The 14,134-nt window shown below is 65.4% G+C and carries 14 protein-coding genes; 5 read left to right on the top strand and 9 right to left on the bottom strand.

Translation table 11 applies throughout. The annotated features are described in order from the left end of the window. The 4 genes from ACVW1B_RS06865 to ACVW1B_RS06850 all read right to left on the bottom strand — a co-directional run bounded on the left by ACVW1B_RS06865 (position 1) and on the right by ACVW1B_RS06850 (position 4,964). Positions 1–876: a branched-chain amino acid ABC transporter permease gene (locus ACVW1B_RS06865; protein WP_050424320.1), complete on the bottom strand. Its 876-nt coding sequence runs from the start codon at positions 874–876 to the stop codon at positions 1–3. A 94-nt stretch (positions 877–970) separates the two neighbouring features. Continuing rightward, the gene (locus tag ACVW1B_RS06860) at positions 971–2,194 is read right to left on the bottom strand and encodes an ABC transporter substrate-binding protein (protein WP_076833190.1); all 1,224 of its coding nucleotides are present in this window, start codon (positions 2,192–2,194) and stop codon (positions 971–973) included. Between the two features lie 478 nt (positions 2,195–2,672). Beyond that, on the bottom strand, positions 2,673–4,268 hold the full coding sequence (locus ACVW1B_RS06855) for an MDR family MFS transporter (RefSeq protein WP_076833187.1): 1,596 nt from the start codon (positions 4,266–4,268) through the stop codon (positions 2,673–2,675). 159 nt (positions 4,269–4,427) lie between these two features. Next, positions 4,428–4,964 carry a YcgN family cysteine cluster protein gene (locus ACVW1B_RS06850; protein ID WP_092079527.1) on the bottom strand — a complete coding sequence of 179 codons (537 nt, stop codon included), beginning with the start codon at positions 4,962–4,964 and terminating at the stop codon, positions 4,428–4,430. A 288-nt stretch (positions 4,965–5,252) separates the two neighbouring features. Between ACVW1B_RS06850 and ACVW1B_RS06845 the strand changes: the two genes are divergently transcribed. From ACVW1B_RS06845 to ACVW1B_RS06835, 3 genes are read left to right on the top strand one after another with little or no spacing between them, the layout of a single operon-like run. After that, positions 5,253–7,526 (top strand): transglycosylase domain-containing protein, encoded by a 2,274-nt coding sequence (locus ACVW1B_RS06845; RefSeq protein WP_253609526.1) that lies wholly within the window; start codon positions 5,253–5,255, stop codon positions 7,524–7,526. Between the two features lies 1 nt (position 7,527). Next, positions 7,528–8,106 carry a DUF1214 domain-containing protein gene (locus ACVW1B_RS06840; RefSeq protein WP_456821393.1) on the top strand — a complete coding sequence of 193 codons (579 nt, stop codon included), beginning with the start codon at positions 7,528–7,530 and terminating at the stop codon, positions 8,104–8,106. Then, positions 8,103–8,723, top strand: coding sequence for a DUF1254 domain-containing protein (locus ACVW1B_RS06835; RefSeq protein WP_057020197.1), 621 nt, complete (start codon positions 8,103–8,105; stop codon positions 8,721–8,723). Before ACVW1B_RS06840 ends, ACVW1B_RS06835 begins: the two co-directional genes overlap by 4 nt. Here the strand turns inward: ACVW1B_RS06835 and ACVW1B_RS06830 are convergent. Next, positions 8,720–9,562 carry an MBL fold metallo-hydrolase gene (locus ACVW1B_RS06830; RefSeq protein ID WP_253609527.1) on the bottom strand — a complete coding sequence of 281 codons (843 nt, stop codon included), beginning with the start codon at positions 9,560–9,562 and terminating at the stop codon, positions 8,720–8,722. The two genes, ACVW1B_RS06835 and ACVW1B_RS06830, sit on opposite strands and share 4 nt — an antisense overlap. Before the next feature lie 91 nt (positions 9,563–9,653). On the opposite strand from ACVW1B_RS06830, the gene ACVW1B_RS06825 reads away from it, so the two are divergent. Beyond that, complete coding sequence (locus ACVW1B_RS06825; RefSeq protein ID WP_456781124.1) at positions 9,654–10,514, top strand: LysR family transcriptional regulator; 861 nt, start codon at positions 9,654–9,656, stop codon at positions 10,512–10,514. 18 nt (positions 10,515–10,532) lie between these two features. Here the strand turns inward: ACVW1B_RS06825 and ACVW1B_RS06820 are convergent. The 3 genes from ACVW1B_RS06820 to ACVW1B_RS06810 form a co-directional block, all read right to left on the bottom strand. Continuing rightward, positions 10,533–11,296 (bottom strand): IS5 family transposase gene (locus ACVW1B_RS06820; protein WP_092083899.1). Its coding sequence is split into 2 segments (ribosomal slippage): positions 10,533–10,958 and positions 10,961–11,296, totalling 762 coding nucleotides; the frame shifts between segments, so codons are not numbered across the junction. 68 nt (positions 11,297–11,364) lie between these two features. Next, entirely contained in the window at positions 11,365–12,132 is a 768-nt protein-coding gene (locus ACVW1B_RS06815; RefSeq protein WP_038379546.1) for a hypothetical protein, read from the bottom strand. 16 nt (positions 12,133–12,148) lie between these two features. After that, entirely contained in the window at positions 12,149–12,343 is a 195-nt protein-coding gene (locus ACVW1B_RS06810) for a hypothetical protein (protein WP_024579523.1), read from the bottom strand. A 295-nt stretch (positions 12,344–12,638) separates the two neighbouring features. Here ACVW1B_RS06810 and ACVW1B_RS06805 point away from each other — a divergent pair, with 295 nt between their 5' ends. Continuing rightward, positions 12,639–13,571, top strand: a complete 933-nt coding sequence (locus ACVW1B_RS06805) for a DUF2336 domain-containing protein (protein WP_456821392.1) — start codon at positions 12,639–12,641, stop codon at positions 13,569–13,571. Here the strand turns inward: ACVW1B_RS06805 and ACVW1B_RS06800 are convergent. Next, the gene (locus tag ACVW1B_RS06800; protein ID WP_092079509.1) at positions 13,568–13,912 is read right to left on the bottom strand and encodes a DUF1491 family protein; all 345 of its coding nucleotides are present in this window, start codon (positions 13,910–13,912) and stop codon (positions 13,568–13,570) included. The two genes, ACVW1B_RS06805 and ACVW1B_RS06800, sit on opposite strands and share 4 nt — an antisense overlap. Between the last annotated feature and the right edge of the window lie 222 nt (positions 13,913–14,134).

Genomic DNA, 14,134 nt, shown 5'->3' with positions numbered 1-14,134 from the left:
TCAGCGCCTCCCGAGCAGGCCCTGAGGCCGGATATACATCACGAACACCAGAAGCAGCAGCGCCGGAATGGTGCGATAGGCCGGCGAGATCATGTAGGCCGTGATGGTCTCGAGATAGCCGACGACGAAGGCTGCGATCAGCGAGCCCGACACGCTGCCGAGGCCGCCGAGCACGACGATCGAGAACGCGCTCGCGGTCAGCGGCCCTACGCTGTAGGAGCTGACGCCGAGGAACATGCCGAGCAGCACGCCGGCGATGCCGGCGAGAATGCCGTAGATGCCCCACACCACGATGTAGATCTGGGTGAGCTCGAGCCCGAGCAGCGTGACGCCGCGCGGGTTCATCGAGGCCGCCAGTACCGCCTTGCCGGTCCTGGTGCGGTTCACCAGTAGCCACAGCAGGCCGATCACGAGGCAGCAGACCAGCGCGGTGAAGATATTGTTGCGCGGTGTGCGGTTGCCGAAGATATCGACGACACCCTCGACGATCGGCAGCACCGTCTTGGCGTTGTTGGTGAAGAAATAGGCGATCAGCTCCTGGATCATGATGCCCCACAGCAGGGTGCCGGTGAGGACGAAGATTTCCTTCTCCTCGTTGGGGATCCGCGTTGAATTCTGGATCGGCTTGACGACCGCAAAATAGGTCGCGAACGACACGATCAGCGCGACGCCGACACCGAACAGCGCGCCGGTGTAGATGTCGAGGTGCAGCACGCTGGCCGCGGCCCAGGCCGCGACCGCGGCGGCCACCATGATGGCACCGTGGGAGAGGTTGAGGACGCCGGAGACACCGAAGATCAGGGTGAAACCGGTGGCGCCGAGCGCATAGAGCGCGCTGATGGCAAAGCCATCGATCAGGATTTGTAAGGCAAGCATCTCAGATTGGCCGCGGCAGCAGGGCTGCCTGTTGTGGAGGACACAGAACCGAACAGGGATGCTCCCGGGTGGGGCCCGGGAGCATGATCATCAGTCAGTTCGTGGTGACCTTGATGAAGCTCGGGAACTTGAGATCGCTCTTGGCGACCTCCTTCGGCCAGACCGCGACCTGCTTGCCGCCCTGCCACTGCAGCATCAGTCCGGTGATCAGGCCCTTGCCGTACTTGATCGAATGCGTGAACGGATCATCCTTGCCGTAGAACTGGACGCGTCCGATGGTGCCTTCCCAGTCGGTCTTCTCCAGCGCATCGACCATCTTGTCGGCCTCGACCGAGCCGGCGCGCTTCACCGCATCCGCGATGTAGTAGACCTCGTCATAGGCGGTGTAGCCCGCGTAGGACGGATAGTTGCCGTAGCGCTTCTTGAAGCCTTCCGCGAACGGCACCGACTTCGGCGTCACCGCGACGTTCGGGCCGGACACGCCCTGATACAGCACGCCTTCCGCCGCGTCGTTGGTGTCCTTGCCGAAGGTCTCGTTGGTCGCCTGCGAGGAAATGCCGAACATCGGGATCGGCACCTGCTGGTTCTTCCACTGCACCGTCGGCTGCACGCCGACATGCGAGATGCCGGTGATGATCACGTCGGGCTTGGAGCCTTCGACCTTGTTGAAGATCGGCGTGAAGTCGGTGGTGTCGGGCGAGAAACGGATATGGTCGACGACCTTGAGCCCGATCTTCGGCAGGCACTCCTCGTAGCCGACATCGAGCGGCTTGGTCCACGCGGCATCCTCGCTCATGATGACCGCGGTCTTCATGTGCTTCTGATCGACCAGCAGCTCCTTGGCGGCGTCGCAGACCGACAGCGCCAGCGCGGCCGAGGTCAGGTAGCCGTGGAAGGTGTACTTGTTCTTCTCGTAATCGGCGTGGACGCTCTTGCTGATCTCGTTGGAGGCGGCGCCGGGCGTGACGAACGGCGTCTTCAGGCGCGAAGCCCAGGGCTCGAGCGCCAGCACCACTTCGCTGATGTAGCTCGAAATGACGACGTTGACCTTGTCTTCGTTGACCGCGCGCTGGAACGCGCGCACCGAATCCGCCGAGGACGAGTGGTTGTCGTAGCTGACGATCTCGATCTTGCGGCCGTCGATGCCGCCCTTGGCATTGATCTCGTCGGCGGCCAGCTGCGCCGCCTGCGGGATCGATGCACCGGCAATCGCCTGCGCTTCGGCGATCACGCCGATCTTGAGGGTGTCGGCAGCCAGCGCTCCGCTCGGCGCCGCAGCCAACAGGCCCAACACGGCCGCTCCTGCAAGTTTCTGCATCGCGTGCACGGGGAGTCGCAATGTTCTTGTCACCCTGTTTCTCTCCTCTTTTTCTTCGGCTGCTTCGAGCTCTTGGGGCGCGACTATAGCCGCGACAAAATGCGCAGCAAGTGAAACTGCGCGCAGATCGCCATGCAAGGACGGCGACTAAAGTAGTGGGTCGGCGCTCACCAAATGAACAAACATGAGGCAGCGGGGGAATAAAGTGGTGGTGCACCGATCGCTCAGATCGTCATTCCCCGCTGCGCAAATTACGCGGGGCGAGCGAAGCGGAGAGAGCGGAACGAAAAGCACGGCTCGGGCAATTCATGTCGCGAGAACGCGGATTGTTGCCCGCTGGCCGTGCGACAAGCTCAGTGCCGTCCCTGCGAAAGCGGGACCCACAACCACGGATGCTCATTGTTACGCGATTTGGAACGACGAGTCCGATTCACAACATCCGCCGCGGCGACGACAGCGGTGTATGAGTCGACTGCCTCTACTCCGCCATCTCCGCCGGCGGGTGGGCGGCGGGACCAGCGAGCGGGCGCTCTTCCATCGTGATCATGCAGATCGAGGCGGTGGTCAGCAGCACGGCGGCGGCGCCGAACACGTAGCGGAACGCATGGATCATGTCGGCCATCGGGATCGCGCTGACGGTGCCGGCGGAGGCGGCATGATGCTCGCCGGCGAGCGAGATGTCGGTCCCCAGCGTCATCAGCAGGATGGTAGTGAAGGCGGCGACCGTGAAGGAGGCCATCATCGCGCGGAAGAAGTTCATCGCGCCGGTCACGGTACCGACCTGCGGCCGCGCCACCGCGTTCTGCAACGACACCACGCTGATCGGGAATGTGGTGCCGAGGCCGAGCGCGAACACGCTCATCAACAGCAATAATCCCCACAGCGGCAGCGTCGTCACCGCCATGCCGACGGCACAGATCGCGGCCACCGAGGTGCCGACGATGGCGACGCGCTTGTAGTGCTTGGCCTTCGCCATGGTCCGGCCGGCGATCGCCGCACCGAAGGTCGAGATCGCCGCGAGCGGGATCAGCGCGAGGCCGGCCTCGCTGGCGGTGAGATGATAGACCACCTCGTAATAGAGCGGCAGATGCACGGTGAGGCCGACCATGGCGCCGAGCGCACAGCCGCCCGCCCCCATCGCGAACGGCACCACCGAGCCGCCGAGCAGCGACAGCGGCAGGAACGGCTCGTCGGCGCGGCGCGCGTGCCAGACGAAGGCGCCGGCGAGCGCGATCGAGGCGCCCACCATCGCGGTGATGGTCGGCGACAGCCAGGACAGACGGGTGCCGCCCCAGGTCAGCACCAGCATCAACACGACGGCCGAGGCCATCAGCAGGATGCCGCCGAGCCAGTCGACCTTGCGCTTGCGGTGGAACACCGGGATCTTGCCCATCTTCGGCAGCAGCAGCGCCAGCGCCGCCGCCGCGAGCGGCAGGTTGATCCAGAAGATCATCGACCAGTGCAGATGCTCGGCGAACACGCCGCCGACCACCGGGCCGAGAATGCCGCCGGCCATCCAGACGCTGGAGAAATAGGCCTGATAGCGGCCGCGCTCGCGCGGGCTCACCACGTCGGAGATCACGGTCTGGACCACCGGCATGATGCCGCCGCCGCCGAGCCCCTGCAGGCCGCGGGCAACGATCAGCATCGTCATGCTGGGCGCGATCGCGCACAGCACCGAGCCGACCACGAACAGGCTGAGCGAGGTGATGATCATGACGCGGCGGCCATAGATGTCGCTCAGCGTGCCGAACACCGGCGCCACCGCCGTCGAGGCCAAGAGATAGGCCGTGATCACCCAGGACAGATTGGTGACGTCGTGAAACTGGCGCCCGATCGTCGGCAGCGCGGTCGCGACGATGGTCTGGTCGAGCGCGGCCAGGAACATCGTCAACATCAGGCTGATGACGATGGTGCGGACTTCGTCCGGATTGAGCGGTGCCGGCGGCGCCAGCGGCGGCGCTTCGCTGAGTTCGATCACCTCGCTCGGAAGGCGTGACAGCTCTTCGGCAATGTCGTCGGGCAATGTCGCTTGGTCGGCAGGAATCCGGCTCTGCCGTTCATACTTGTTCATTTGAGGCGTAATGCTGCTGCGCGGGCGCATCCCGCGATGGAATCATTCTCTGCTTTGCAATTTATGCAGCAATTCAATGCTGAGGCAGGCACCCCAGCGCATGGGTGCATCCCACCGCGATGTTCTCGCGGTGACGTGATCGCGGACGCGGCGACGACGTCACGCTTTGGTCGTCTTGCCCAGCATTTTCGGCCGCTTCTTCAATTGTGCCCGTTTCGGCAGCAGCGCCGGCCATCGCACGATATGATCCTCGAGATCGGCGTCGTTGACGTCGAGCTCGGTGCCCTCCACTCGCCCGCGTACCGAAACTCCCGCTTCATGGACGGTGTTGGGATCGCCCGAGATCAGGGGATGCCACCAATAGAGGTCCCGCCCCTCGGCCACCAGCCGGTAGCCGCAGCTCGGCGGCAGCCAGTTCAGCGTCCGGACGTTTTCGGGAGTCAGGCGGACGCAATCCGGAACCTGGTCGGAACGGTTCGGGTAGTCCTTGCAGGTGCAGAGGCCGGAATCGAGCAGCTTGCAGGAGATATGGGTGAAATAGATCTTGCCGGTGTCCTCGTCCTCGAGCTTCTCCAGGCAGCACCGTGCGCAGCCGTCACACAGGCTCTCCCATTCGGCGTTGGACATCTCTTCCAACGTCTTGGTTTTCCAGAAGAATCCCTCCTGGTCCGACGGGCGCTTGGGCGATGCGGTCATGATATCCCTGAAATGGCGGTGCAACTCTTCTTGGGATGCCGGCAACGCTTGCGCAAGGGGGTGGTATTGCGGGGTCGAAAAAGCCGGTGGGCAGCGTTAGGGCTCCCATTAAATTCACAAGCCGCGCCATTGGTTTATGGCAGCCGCTCGGATAGAACAACGAACGAGTCCCCATCGACGCAAAAGCGCCTTGGGATTGCCGCAACATCGAAGCAAGACGCTGCCCTGTGCCCGGTTTGGGCGCCCGCAGCGCAGTCGAACTGATCAAGGGTCCGGTCCTTTCAGATCATGCCGTCCCATTGGAAACAGAGGGTCCGGAACTTCTTCCTGGACCTCGATGCGCGTATCGACTCGACGCTGTTCTCGTCGGGCAAGGGCCTGCGCGAGCTCTACGAGCGCTATTCCACCTTCATGGACCGCTTCTATGTCGGCCGCTGGAAGCGCTGGGTGTTCATCGAGCCGCTGTCGGAGGCCGCAACCCTTGGGCTCGGCGGCATGATCCTGATGCTGACGCTCGCGATCCCCGCCTTCCGCGAGACCGCCGACGAGGACTGGCTGAAGAAGTCCGACCTCGCGGTGACGTTCCTCGACCGCTACGGCAACCCGATCGGCAGCCGCGGCATCAAGCATAATGACTCGATCCCGCTGGAAGATTTTCCGGACAATCTGATCAAGGCGACGCTCGCGACCGAAGACCGCCGCTTCTACGACCATTTCGGCATCGACGTGCCGGGCCTCGCCCGCGCGCTGGTCACCAACGCGCAGGCCGGCGGCGTCCGCCAGGGCGGTTCGTCGATCACCCAGCAGCTCGCCAAGAACCTGTTCCTGAACAACGAGCGCACCATCGAGCGCAAGGTGAAGGAAGCCTTCCTCGCGATCTGGCTGGAGACGCGGCTCACCAAGAACGAGATCCTGAAGCTCTATCTCGACCGCGCCTATATGGGCGGCGGCACCTTCGGCGTCGACGGCGCGGCACACTTCTACTTCAACAAGTCGGTGCGCGACGTGAATCTCGCGGAGGCCGCGATGCTCGCTGGCCTGTTCAAGGCGCCGACCAAATACGCCCCGCACATCAACCTGCCCGCGGCCCGCGCCCGCGCCAATGTCGTGCTCGACAACCTCGTCGATGCCGGCTTCATGACCGAGGGCCAGGTGTTCGGCGCCCGCCGCAATCCGGCGGTCGCGGTCGACCGGCGCGACGAGAACTCGCCGAACTACTATCTCGACTACGCCTTCGACGAGATGCGCAAGCTGGTCGACACCTTCCCGAAATCCTACACCGAGCGCGTCTTCGTGGTCCGCACCGCGATCGACATGAACGTGCAGAAGGCGGCCGAGGAAGCGATCGAGAACCAGCTGCGACAGTTCGGGCGCGACTATCACGCGACGCAGGCCGCGACCGTGGTGTCCGATCTCGACGGCGGCATCCGCGCCATGGTCGGCGGACGCGACTACGGTGCGAGCCAGTTCAACCGCGCCACGGACGCCTATCGCCAGCCGGGCTCATCGTTCAAACCCTATGTGTACACCACGGCGCTGCTGAACGGCTTCACGCCGAACTCGAAGATCGTGGACGGCCCGGTCTGCATCGGCAACTGGTGCCCGCAGAACTATGGCCATTCCTATTCGGGTCAGGTCACGCTGACGCAGGCGATCACCCGCTCGATCAACGTGGTGCCGGTCAAGCTCTCGATCATGATGGGCGGCAAGGAAGGGCCGAAGGCGGGCCGCGCCAAGATCGTCGAGGTCGCGCGCCGCTTCGGCCTCAAGGCGCCGCTGCCCGATACGCCGTCGCTGCCGATCGGCTCCGACGAAGTCACGGTGCTGGAGCACGCGGTTGCCTATGCGACCTTCCCGAACCGCGGCAAGGCAGTGACGCCGCATTCGGTGCTCGAGGTGCGCACCGGCGCCGGCGACCTGGTCTGGCGCTGGGACCGCGACGGTCCGAAGCCGCGGCAGGCGATTCCGCCGAACATCGCCGCCGATATGGCGGGCATGATGAGCCACGTGGTCAGCGAAGGCACCGCGCGCCGCGCCGCGCTCGACGGCATTCCGACCGCCGGCAAGACCGGCACCACCAACGCCTATCGCGACGCCTGGTTCGTCGGCTACACCGGCAACTTCACCTGCGCTGTCTGGTACGGCAATGACGACTATTCGCCGACCAACCGCATGACCGGCGGTTCGCTGCCGGCGCAGACCTGGCACGACATCATGGTCGCGGCGCATCAGGGCGTGGAGGTCAAGGAGCTGGTCGGCGTCGGCATGGGCCAGAAGCTGCCGCCGCAGCCGGCGCAGGCCAATGCCCAGGCCAACACGGCGCCGCGCGTATTGGAGACCAAGCCGGGCCCGCCGCCGGTCTTGACCAAGCGCGGCGCGGATATCCTGGTGCGGGTCGAGAAGCTGCTCGATGACGCCGCCAGGACCGCCGGCAAGACCACGCTGAACGAGTCCTCGAAGACCGGCAAGGCCGAGTCCTCGAGCGCGCTGGCGTTCCCCGAAAACTACGTTGCCGCGGCCGGGCCGGACGGCGCGACACCGGCACCGCCACGTAAGAACTGACGTGCGGCTCCTCCTCACCACTTTGCTGGCACTCGTCATCGCCACCGCCGTCGGCCTCGGCCTGACCTACGCGACGGCGACCCGCGGCACCGATCTCGGCACGCTGAAGATCGGTGCCTGGACCGCGCGGCCGAAGAGCGGCACCTCCGATGTCGATCCCTACTCGCGCGCCACCATCGCGCGCAGCGGCGAGTTGCCGATCGGCACCGGCGACGGCATCGCGTTCTCGGCGAGCACAGACGACAAGAACAAGCCGCTCGACGGCCGCTGCGACATCGTGGTCAGCGGCGTGACGCCGGCGGCGCGGTTCTGGACGCTGACGCTGTTCGACCGCAAGGGGCACCTGGTCGCCAACACGCTGCAGCGCTACGGCTTCACCAGCCAGGAGATCATGCGCGCCTCCGACGGCACGTTCGAGATCCACATCGCCTCGCGCTCGCGCGCCGGCAACTGGCTGCCGACCGGCGGCATCGAGCGCTACGCGCTGATGCTGCGCCTTTACGATACGCCGGTCGGGGTCGCGACCCGCACGCAGCGCGACGCGCCGATGCCGTCGATCGCAACGACGGGTTGCCCATGATCCGCGTGCTGCTCACCATCCTCGCAGGCGTGCTGCTCGGCGGCGTGGTGCATCTCGTCAGCGTGCTGGCGCTGCCGCGCATCGCCTCGCAGGACGCCTATTCGCGGCTGACGCCGATGACCAAGCTCAACGAGGTGACGCAGCTGCCGCTGGCCGACCCGAGCCATTCGCCGATGCCGCTGATGGATCCGGCCTTCGCGGTGGCGATCTGCCGCTACGATCTCTCCACCGGGCCGCTCAAGCTCACCGTACCGGTCAGCCAAGCCTATACGTCGGTGTCGTTCTACACCCGCAACGAGGTCGCCTATTACGCGATCAACGACCGCTCCGCCGGCAAGAAGGTGATCGAGCTCGACCTGATGACGGAAGCGCAGCACAACGAGCTGCCGGAGGACGAGGAAATCACCGCTGCCGACCGGCTGATCATCGACTCGCCGACCTCAACCGGCCTGATCCTCCTGAAGGCGCTGGCGCCGGAGCCCGGCCTGATGCCGCAGGCGCAGGCCTCGCTCGCCGCCTCCTCCTGCAAGGTGCAGACCGAGCCGGTCGCGGCCAAGCAGGAGGCGCCGCCGCCGCTGCCTGTGCCGGCCCCGCCGCCTGCGGCACGGAAGCGCTAGCTGGCGGCGAGCGCGTGCCGGCCGCAGCGGCAGGTCTCGTAGTCGACGGGATCGTGGCTGTTGACGATCGTCACATCGGCGCCATGCGCTGCCTTCAATTGCCGCAGCCGCTCCTGGTTCTGGATGCGCATCGCGCGATCCATGTCCGCCCGGCGCTGGAACATGCCGAGCACCAGCGGGATCCGCGGCCTGGCGTCGAGCTGCGCGTGGTGGAAATAGGCGTCGCCGGCGTGCAGCAGCCACCTGTCCTTGTCGCGCACCGCGATCCCGCAATGGCCGAGCGTGTGGCCCGGCAACGGGATCATCAGAATGTCCGGCTCGCGGTCGCCGAGCGCGCGCACGCCCTTGAAGCCGAACCAGTCCTCGCCGCCGGCACCATAGAACGCCCAGTCCGGCCCGTGCTGCCACTGCGCCGTGATGTAGCGCCCCTGCGGCGGCGTGACCTGATGCGTTACCGCCATGTCGTACTCCTTGCGATCGACGTGCACCTTGGCCTTCGGAAAGTCCGGCACGCCGCCGGCGTGATCGCGGTCGAGATGCGTCAGCAGCACATGGCGCACATCGTCCGGCGAGAAGCCGAGCGCCTTGACCTGCCGCACCGCCGTCTCGGCCGGATCGAGCCGCGGCGTCGTCTGCCGCACCCATTTGCGTCCGAGCCGCGGCGGGTCGCCGATGTCGTCGAGCCCGATCCCGGTGTCGACCAGCACGAGGCCATCATTGCTCTCGACCAGCAGGCAGTGACAGACCATCCGCGCCCGCTGGAAGATGCTGCCACTGCCGTTCACGAGCCGCTTTCCGATCGGGCACATCGTGCCGGTGTTGAGATGGTGGATGCGCATGACAGGTCCTCCGCTGTAACAGGCGCAGACTTGCCACTCGCGTTTCCATAGGTAAAATATTGTCTTTCTATCTCTGTGATAGGATACGCCTATGGATATCCGCGAACTCCGCTACTTCGCCGCGGTCTACCGCGAGCGCAACCTGACCGCCGCGGCGAAGCGCTGCTTCATCTCGCAGCCGTCGATCTCGGCGGCGATCACCAATCTCGAAGCCGAGCTCGGCACCACGCTGTTCATCCGGCACAAGAAGGGCATGGCCCCGACCGCCTCAGCCGCGCAGTTTCACGGCATCGCGCGCAGGATCATCGACGAGGCGGACGCGGCGCGAAATCTCTTCCGCAAGCCCGCGACGCAGCAGGCGCTGACGCTCGGCCTGTTGCGGACGCTCGATCAGGCCCGGACCATCGCGTTGCTGAAGCCGTTGACCGGCAATACCGATCTTGCGCTCCGGCTGGTCGGCGCCAGCGAGAAGGCCGACGCGCGGATCGTCGCCAAGACCATGGTCGGCGCCGGCGAGCACTTCATCCCGCTGTGGAGCGAGCGCTATGTCGCGGCTCTGCCGCCCTCGCATCCCCTGACGCTGAAGGAGACGCTGCGGACCACCGACTTCGCCGGCGTTCCGATGATCGATCGCTGCCATTGCGAGCAGCAGGAATTCTTCAAGCGCACGTCACCGCCGCGCAAGCCGGTGGCGATCGCGGAATCCGAGGAGTGGGCGATGGCGCTGGTGGCAGCCGGAGTCGGCATCGCCATCGTCCCCGAGGGCGTGGCGCGCGGCAATCCTGATGTCGCAATGCGCGCGATCGATATCGACGTGACGCGCCAGGTCGGCCTCGCCTACCCCTCGGCCCACCCGCCCTCCGATGCGCTGAAGGCATTCATTGCGAGCCTGCCACGGCAAGCCAACAGTCGCCGGGTCAAATCGACGGCGAAGAAAACGAAGCGCGCCTAGACTAGGCGGTGTGGACAGTTATCGCAGCCATAGGACGATGGCTGCGAGAGTGATGACGGCAAGGTAATTTCGGGCGGTCTTTTCGAAGCGGGTTGCGACGCGGCGGAATTGCTTGAGCTTTGAGAAGCAGCATTCGACGAGATGGCGCTGGGCATAGAGATGCTTGTCGAGCGGATACTTGAGCGCGCGTGACGGGTTGTTGGGGATGACGGCGAGCGCGCCCTTGGCTGCAATGTCCTGGCGCAGGTGATCGGCGTCATAAGCCGTATCGGCCATGAAAACCTCGGCAGGCAATCCCTCGATCAATGTGGCGGCTTGCGGTGCATCGCCCTTCTGGCCTGCGGTGATCGTGAACCGTACCGGACATCCCAAGCCGCGAACGGCCATATGTATCTTGGTGCTCAGGCCGCCGCGCGAACGGCCAAGCGCCTGATCTTCAGACCCCCTTTTTTGGCCCCGGCAGCATGCTGATGGGCTCGAACAATGGTGGAATCGACAATCAGATATTCGAAGTCCGGATCGTCGGACATTGCCTCGAAGATCCGCCACCAGACGCCTTTGGCACTCCATCGGCTGAAGCGCCGGAACGCGCTGTTCCAATCCCCGAACGCTTCCGGAAGATCACGCCAGGGAGAGCCCGTGCGAACGATCCACAGCACACCTTCCACGAACATCCGATTGTCGCGCCCGGTCGAGCCCTTCTGGTCAGGCCGGCCTATGATCAGCGGCGCCATCCGCTCCCAAGCCGCATCGCTCAACACCAGACGATCCATCACACCCAAGACTGCCTCCCAAAAGCAGCCTTGAATCTGATTTGCTCCTAAAAGGGAATCCTTAGAGTCCACACCGCCTAGCCCTTCGTCACCACGGCCTGGCCTGTCACCGGCGCGGAGATGAGCGGCGCATTGGCGGTGAGCCGGGCGAGCTCGTTGATCTGGCGTTCGGCGTCGGCGGCCATGCCGTCGGGCGCCTGGATCACCAGTCGCTCCAGCGCCCAGCGATAGGACGAGATCCGCCGCTCAAGGGCCTGCTGGACCCATTGCACGATCAGCGTGTTCTCTTCCATCCGCGCCACGGCATCGGCCCGCTCGCGCGGCGACACGTCGGCGATCATGTGGAGGCTGGCATTGCGCTTGCGATCGAGCTCGATCACCTGGATCGCGGTGGCGAAGAACGGCTCGAAGCGGGTGATGTCGTCGCGCACCTCGTCGATCAGCAGCGAATAGCGCGAAGCGAACGAGCGATGCGGCTCGTCGATCAAATTGCGGCCATAGGCGGTGCGATCGAACACGACCCTCTGCCGCCACGGCGAAGGCAGCGGCTGGTAGTCGCCGAATACGCTCTTCCACGCCGGACGCGACAGCGGCGGCTCGATGAACTGATAGGCGAGGTCGCGCAGCTGACGTTCGTGTTCGGTGAGCTGGAATTGCGAGGCGTTCTTGCCGATGCTGCCGGTCGCCTCGGCACCGATCCAGCGATGCATATCGTCGTTGCGGAAATCGGCCCGGGTGCGGCCGAAATCGCCGCCGCTGCAGCCGGCGAGCGCCGAGCCCGCCAGCAGCAGGATCAGCGCCGGGAGTGACCGCCGCGCGACGGTCCGCTGCACAAGCTCCGGCATTGCCCGATGTCCGCGATCAGGAGCGGCGTCGGCGACGGCGGCCCTGCGCAGTGCCCTGCTCCGGTCCGCGACCACCGCCGGTCTCCTCCGTCGTTCGCTCGATCCGGACGACGGGAAGGATCAGTACGGTCCCCATGCCTTCGCCAGCAGCACCGGCCATGCTCGGCCGCCGTGCAGCCGCATCCGCCGGAAACTCAACGATGGTGCCCATGTTCCGTTCTCTCTGGCCCCGCACGGACATGATTTGCCCCGCGCACGCCGAGTTAAGAACGCGCATGGTTAATGACATCTTAAGCCGCCGGTACGGACGGTTACGGATATGGCGCTGTGCCTTAATAGACACGCGCAAATTCGAGCATTCACCTTCACGGCTTGTTTTCCTTAACTGCCTCTTAAAACAGCCTGCGTAGGCTCGCTGCCACAAGGCTTTCAAACCGAAGTTCACTGGCAAGTCGCGTACGCCCGAGATGAGCGCAGCTCCGCTATTTCCTGGTTTCGATGGGCTGATGACGCTCTCCCGTCGCGAGGGCGTCGACATCCGCCCGACGCTGCTGCGCGTCCTGACCGACCTCTATGTGCAGGCGAGCGCCCACTCCGCCGATGAAGAGCGCCAGTTCGTCGAGTTGACGACGCGCCTGATCGACGAGGTCGACGACGCGACGCGTGCCGCGGTCCGCGCGCGGCTTGCGATCTATCCGGCGACGCCCGCCCGGATCGTGGACAAGCTGGGGCTGCGCCGCGTCGGTCCCGACCAGCCGATGCCGGCGGCCGCGCCAATTCCCGCGCCCGCCCCGTCCGCGCTGCCGGCCAAGATCCCGACCGAAGCCGAGTTGCGGATGGCCGCGAGCCTCGCCATGCGGCCCAACGATGCCGCTGAAATCTCCGACATGTTCTTTGCCGCCAGCACGAAGGAGCGCGCGCAGATCCTGCACAACCTGCAGGAGACGCCGCTGAAGGCCGCGGCGCGGATCCCGGCTGCGCGCGCCGCGCGCGCGATCCATATCCTGGAGATGGCAGCGTTTGCCGAGGACCTCGATAACTTCACGCTCGAACTCGGCGAGGCGCTGATCCTGCCGTCGCGGATCGCCGCGGACGTCGTCAACGATCCCGGCGGCGAGCCGCTCGCCTGCGCAATGCGGGCGCTCGACGTGTCGAGCGCCGCATTCCAGCGGATCCTGATGTTCCTCAATCCGGAAGCCGGCTCCTCGGTCAATTATGTCTATCGACTGTCGCGGCTCTACGATCGCCTGAGCGAGCGCTCGGCGTTGGTGATGCTGGCGGCGTGGCGCGGCTCGACCATGGCGGTGGCCCGCGCCAAGTATCGCTCGTCGCTCTATGACGATGAGCGCCATCGCGTGCGCGCGGCATCCTCGCAGACGCGCCCCGCGTTGCAGCCCGGCAGCGCGCCCGCCATTCGCAACCAGAAGTCCGGAAGCTAGTTTTTCGCCAGATCAAGAAAGTGCCGCCCGGCACGGTCCTCGGTCTCGACGATCCAGGCGTCGGGATCGAAGCGGAGCTCCTTGGTCAAGCGCTCCTCGACAGATGGCTCAGATACCGGCTGTGGTGCCGTCGGCACGAACAGCCGCTCGACCGGACGGCTGTCATCATAGACCGTCTGCGGCGCCGGCGCATACAACATCGCGTTGCCGTCCATCAGCGCCACCTTGACGAACACGGCGCCGGCTTCCTCGGCGCCCTTCTTGCGGACTGCGCCGAACACGCCTTCGGTCTGGCAGCGGCGCAGATACGCCGCGACCCAAATGCTTGTTTTCAATCGCATGCGCCGACCTATAAGCCAGCGGCGCGGCCACGTCCAATTGTCACAGATGTCGTCACGCCGCGGCGGGTTGACCGAACCAATCGTCACCCATATCCTTGCATCTGCGGTGCAAGCCGCGCCCGGGTCCACGGGAAGGGTTGAACCCACTTGCATCCATTGAGCGGCCAACCAAGCCTTTGTGCAGCCGGTTTTGTGGACCATCGGCGATGATGCACGGAGGTT

The organism is Bradyrhizobium sp. USDA 4502, from assembly GCF_054063355.1.
The sequence above is the reverse complement of the archived record's forward strand: the minus strand, read 5'-3'. Positions and strand labels throughout refer to the sequence as shown.

Coding starts and splice junctions, on each gene's coding strand:
- ACVW1B_RS06865 (WP_050424320.1), bottom strand. CDS start 876: ATGCTTGCCTTACAAATCCTGATCGATGGCTTTGCCATCAGCGCGCTC.
- ACVW1B_RS06860 (WP_076833190.1), bottom strand. CDS start 2,194: ATGCAGAAACTTGCAGGAGCGGCCGTGTTGGGCCTGTTGGCTGCGGCG.
- ACVW1B_RS06855 (WP_076833187.1), bottom strand. CDS start 4,268: ATGAACAAGTATGAACGGCAGAGCCGGATTCCTGCCGACCAAGCGACA.
- ACVW1B_RS06850 (WP_092079527.1), bottom strand. CDS start 4,964: ATGACCGCATCGCCCAAGCGCCCGTCGGACCAGGAGGGATTCTTCTGG.
- ACVW1B_RS06845 (WP_253609526.1), top strand. CDS start 5,253: ATGCCGTCCCATTGGAAACAGAGGGTCCGGAACTTCTTCCTGGACCTC.
- ACVW1B_RS06835 (WP_057020197.1), top strand. CDS start 8,103: ATGATCCGCGTGCTGCTCACCATCCTCGCAGGCGTGCTGCTCGGCGGC.
- ACVW1B_RS06830 (WP_253609527.1), bottom strand. CDS start 9,562: ATGCGCATCCACCATCTCAACACCGGCACGATGTGCCCGATCGGAAAG.
- ACVW1B_RS06825 (WP_456781124.1), top strand. CDS start 9,654: ATGGATATCCGCGAACTCCGCTACTTCGCCGCGGTCTACCGCGAGCGC.
- ACVW1B_RS06815 (WP_038379546.1), bottom strand. CDS start 12,132: ATGCCGGAGCTTGTGCAGCGGACCGTCGCGCGGCGGTCACTCCCGGCG.
- ACVW1B_RS06810 (WP_024579523.1), bottom strand. CDS start 12,343: ATGGGCACCATCGTTGAGTTTCCGGCGGATGCGGCTGCACGGCGGCCG.
- ACVW1B_RS06805 (WP_456821392.1), top strand. CDS start 12,639: ATGACGCTCTCCCGTCGCGAGGGCGTCGACATCCGCCCGACGCTGCTG.
- ACVW1B_RS06800 (WP_092079509.1), bottom strand. CDS start 13,912: ATGCGATTGAAAACAAGCATTTGGGTCGCGGCGTATCTGCGCCGCTGC.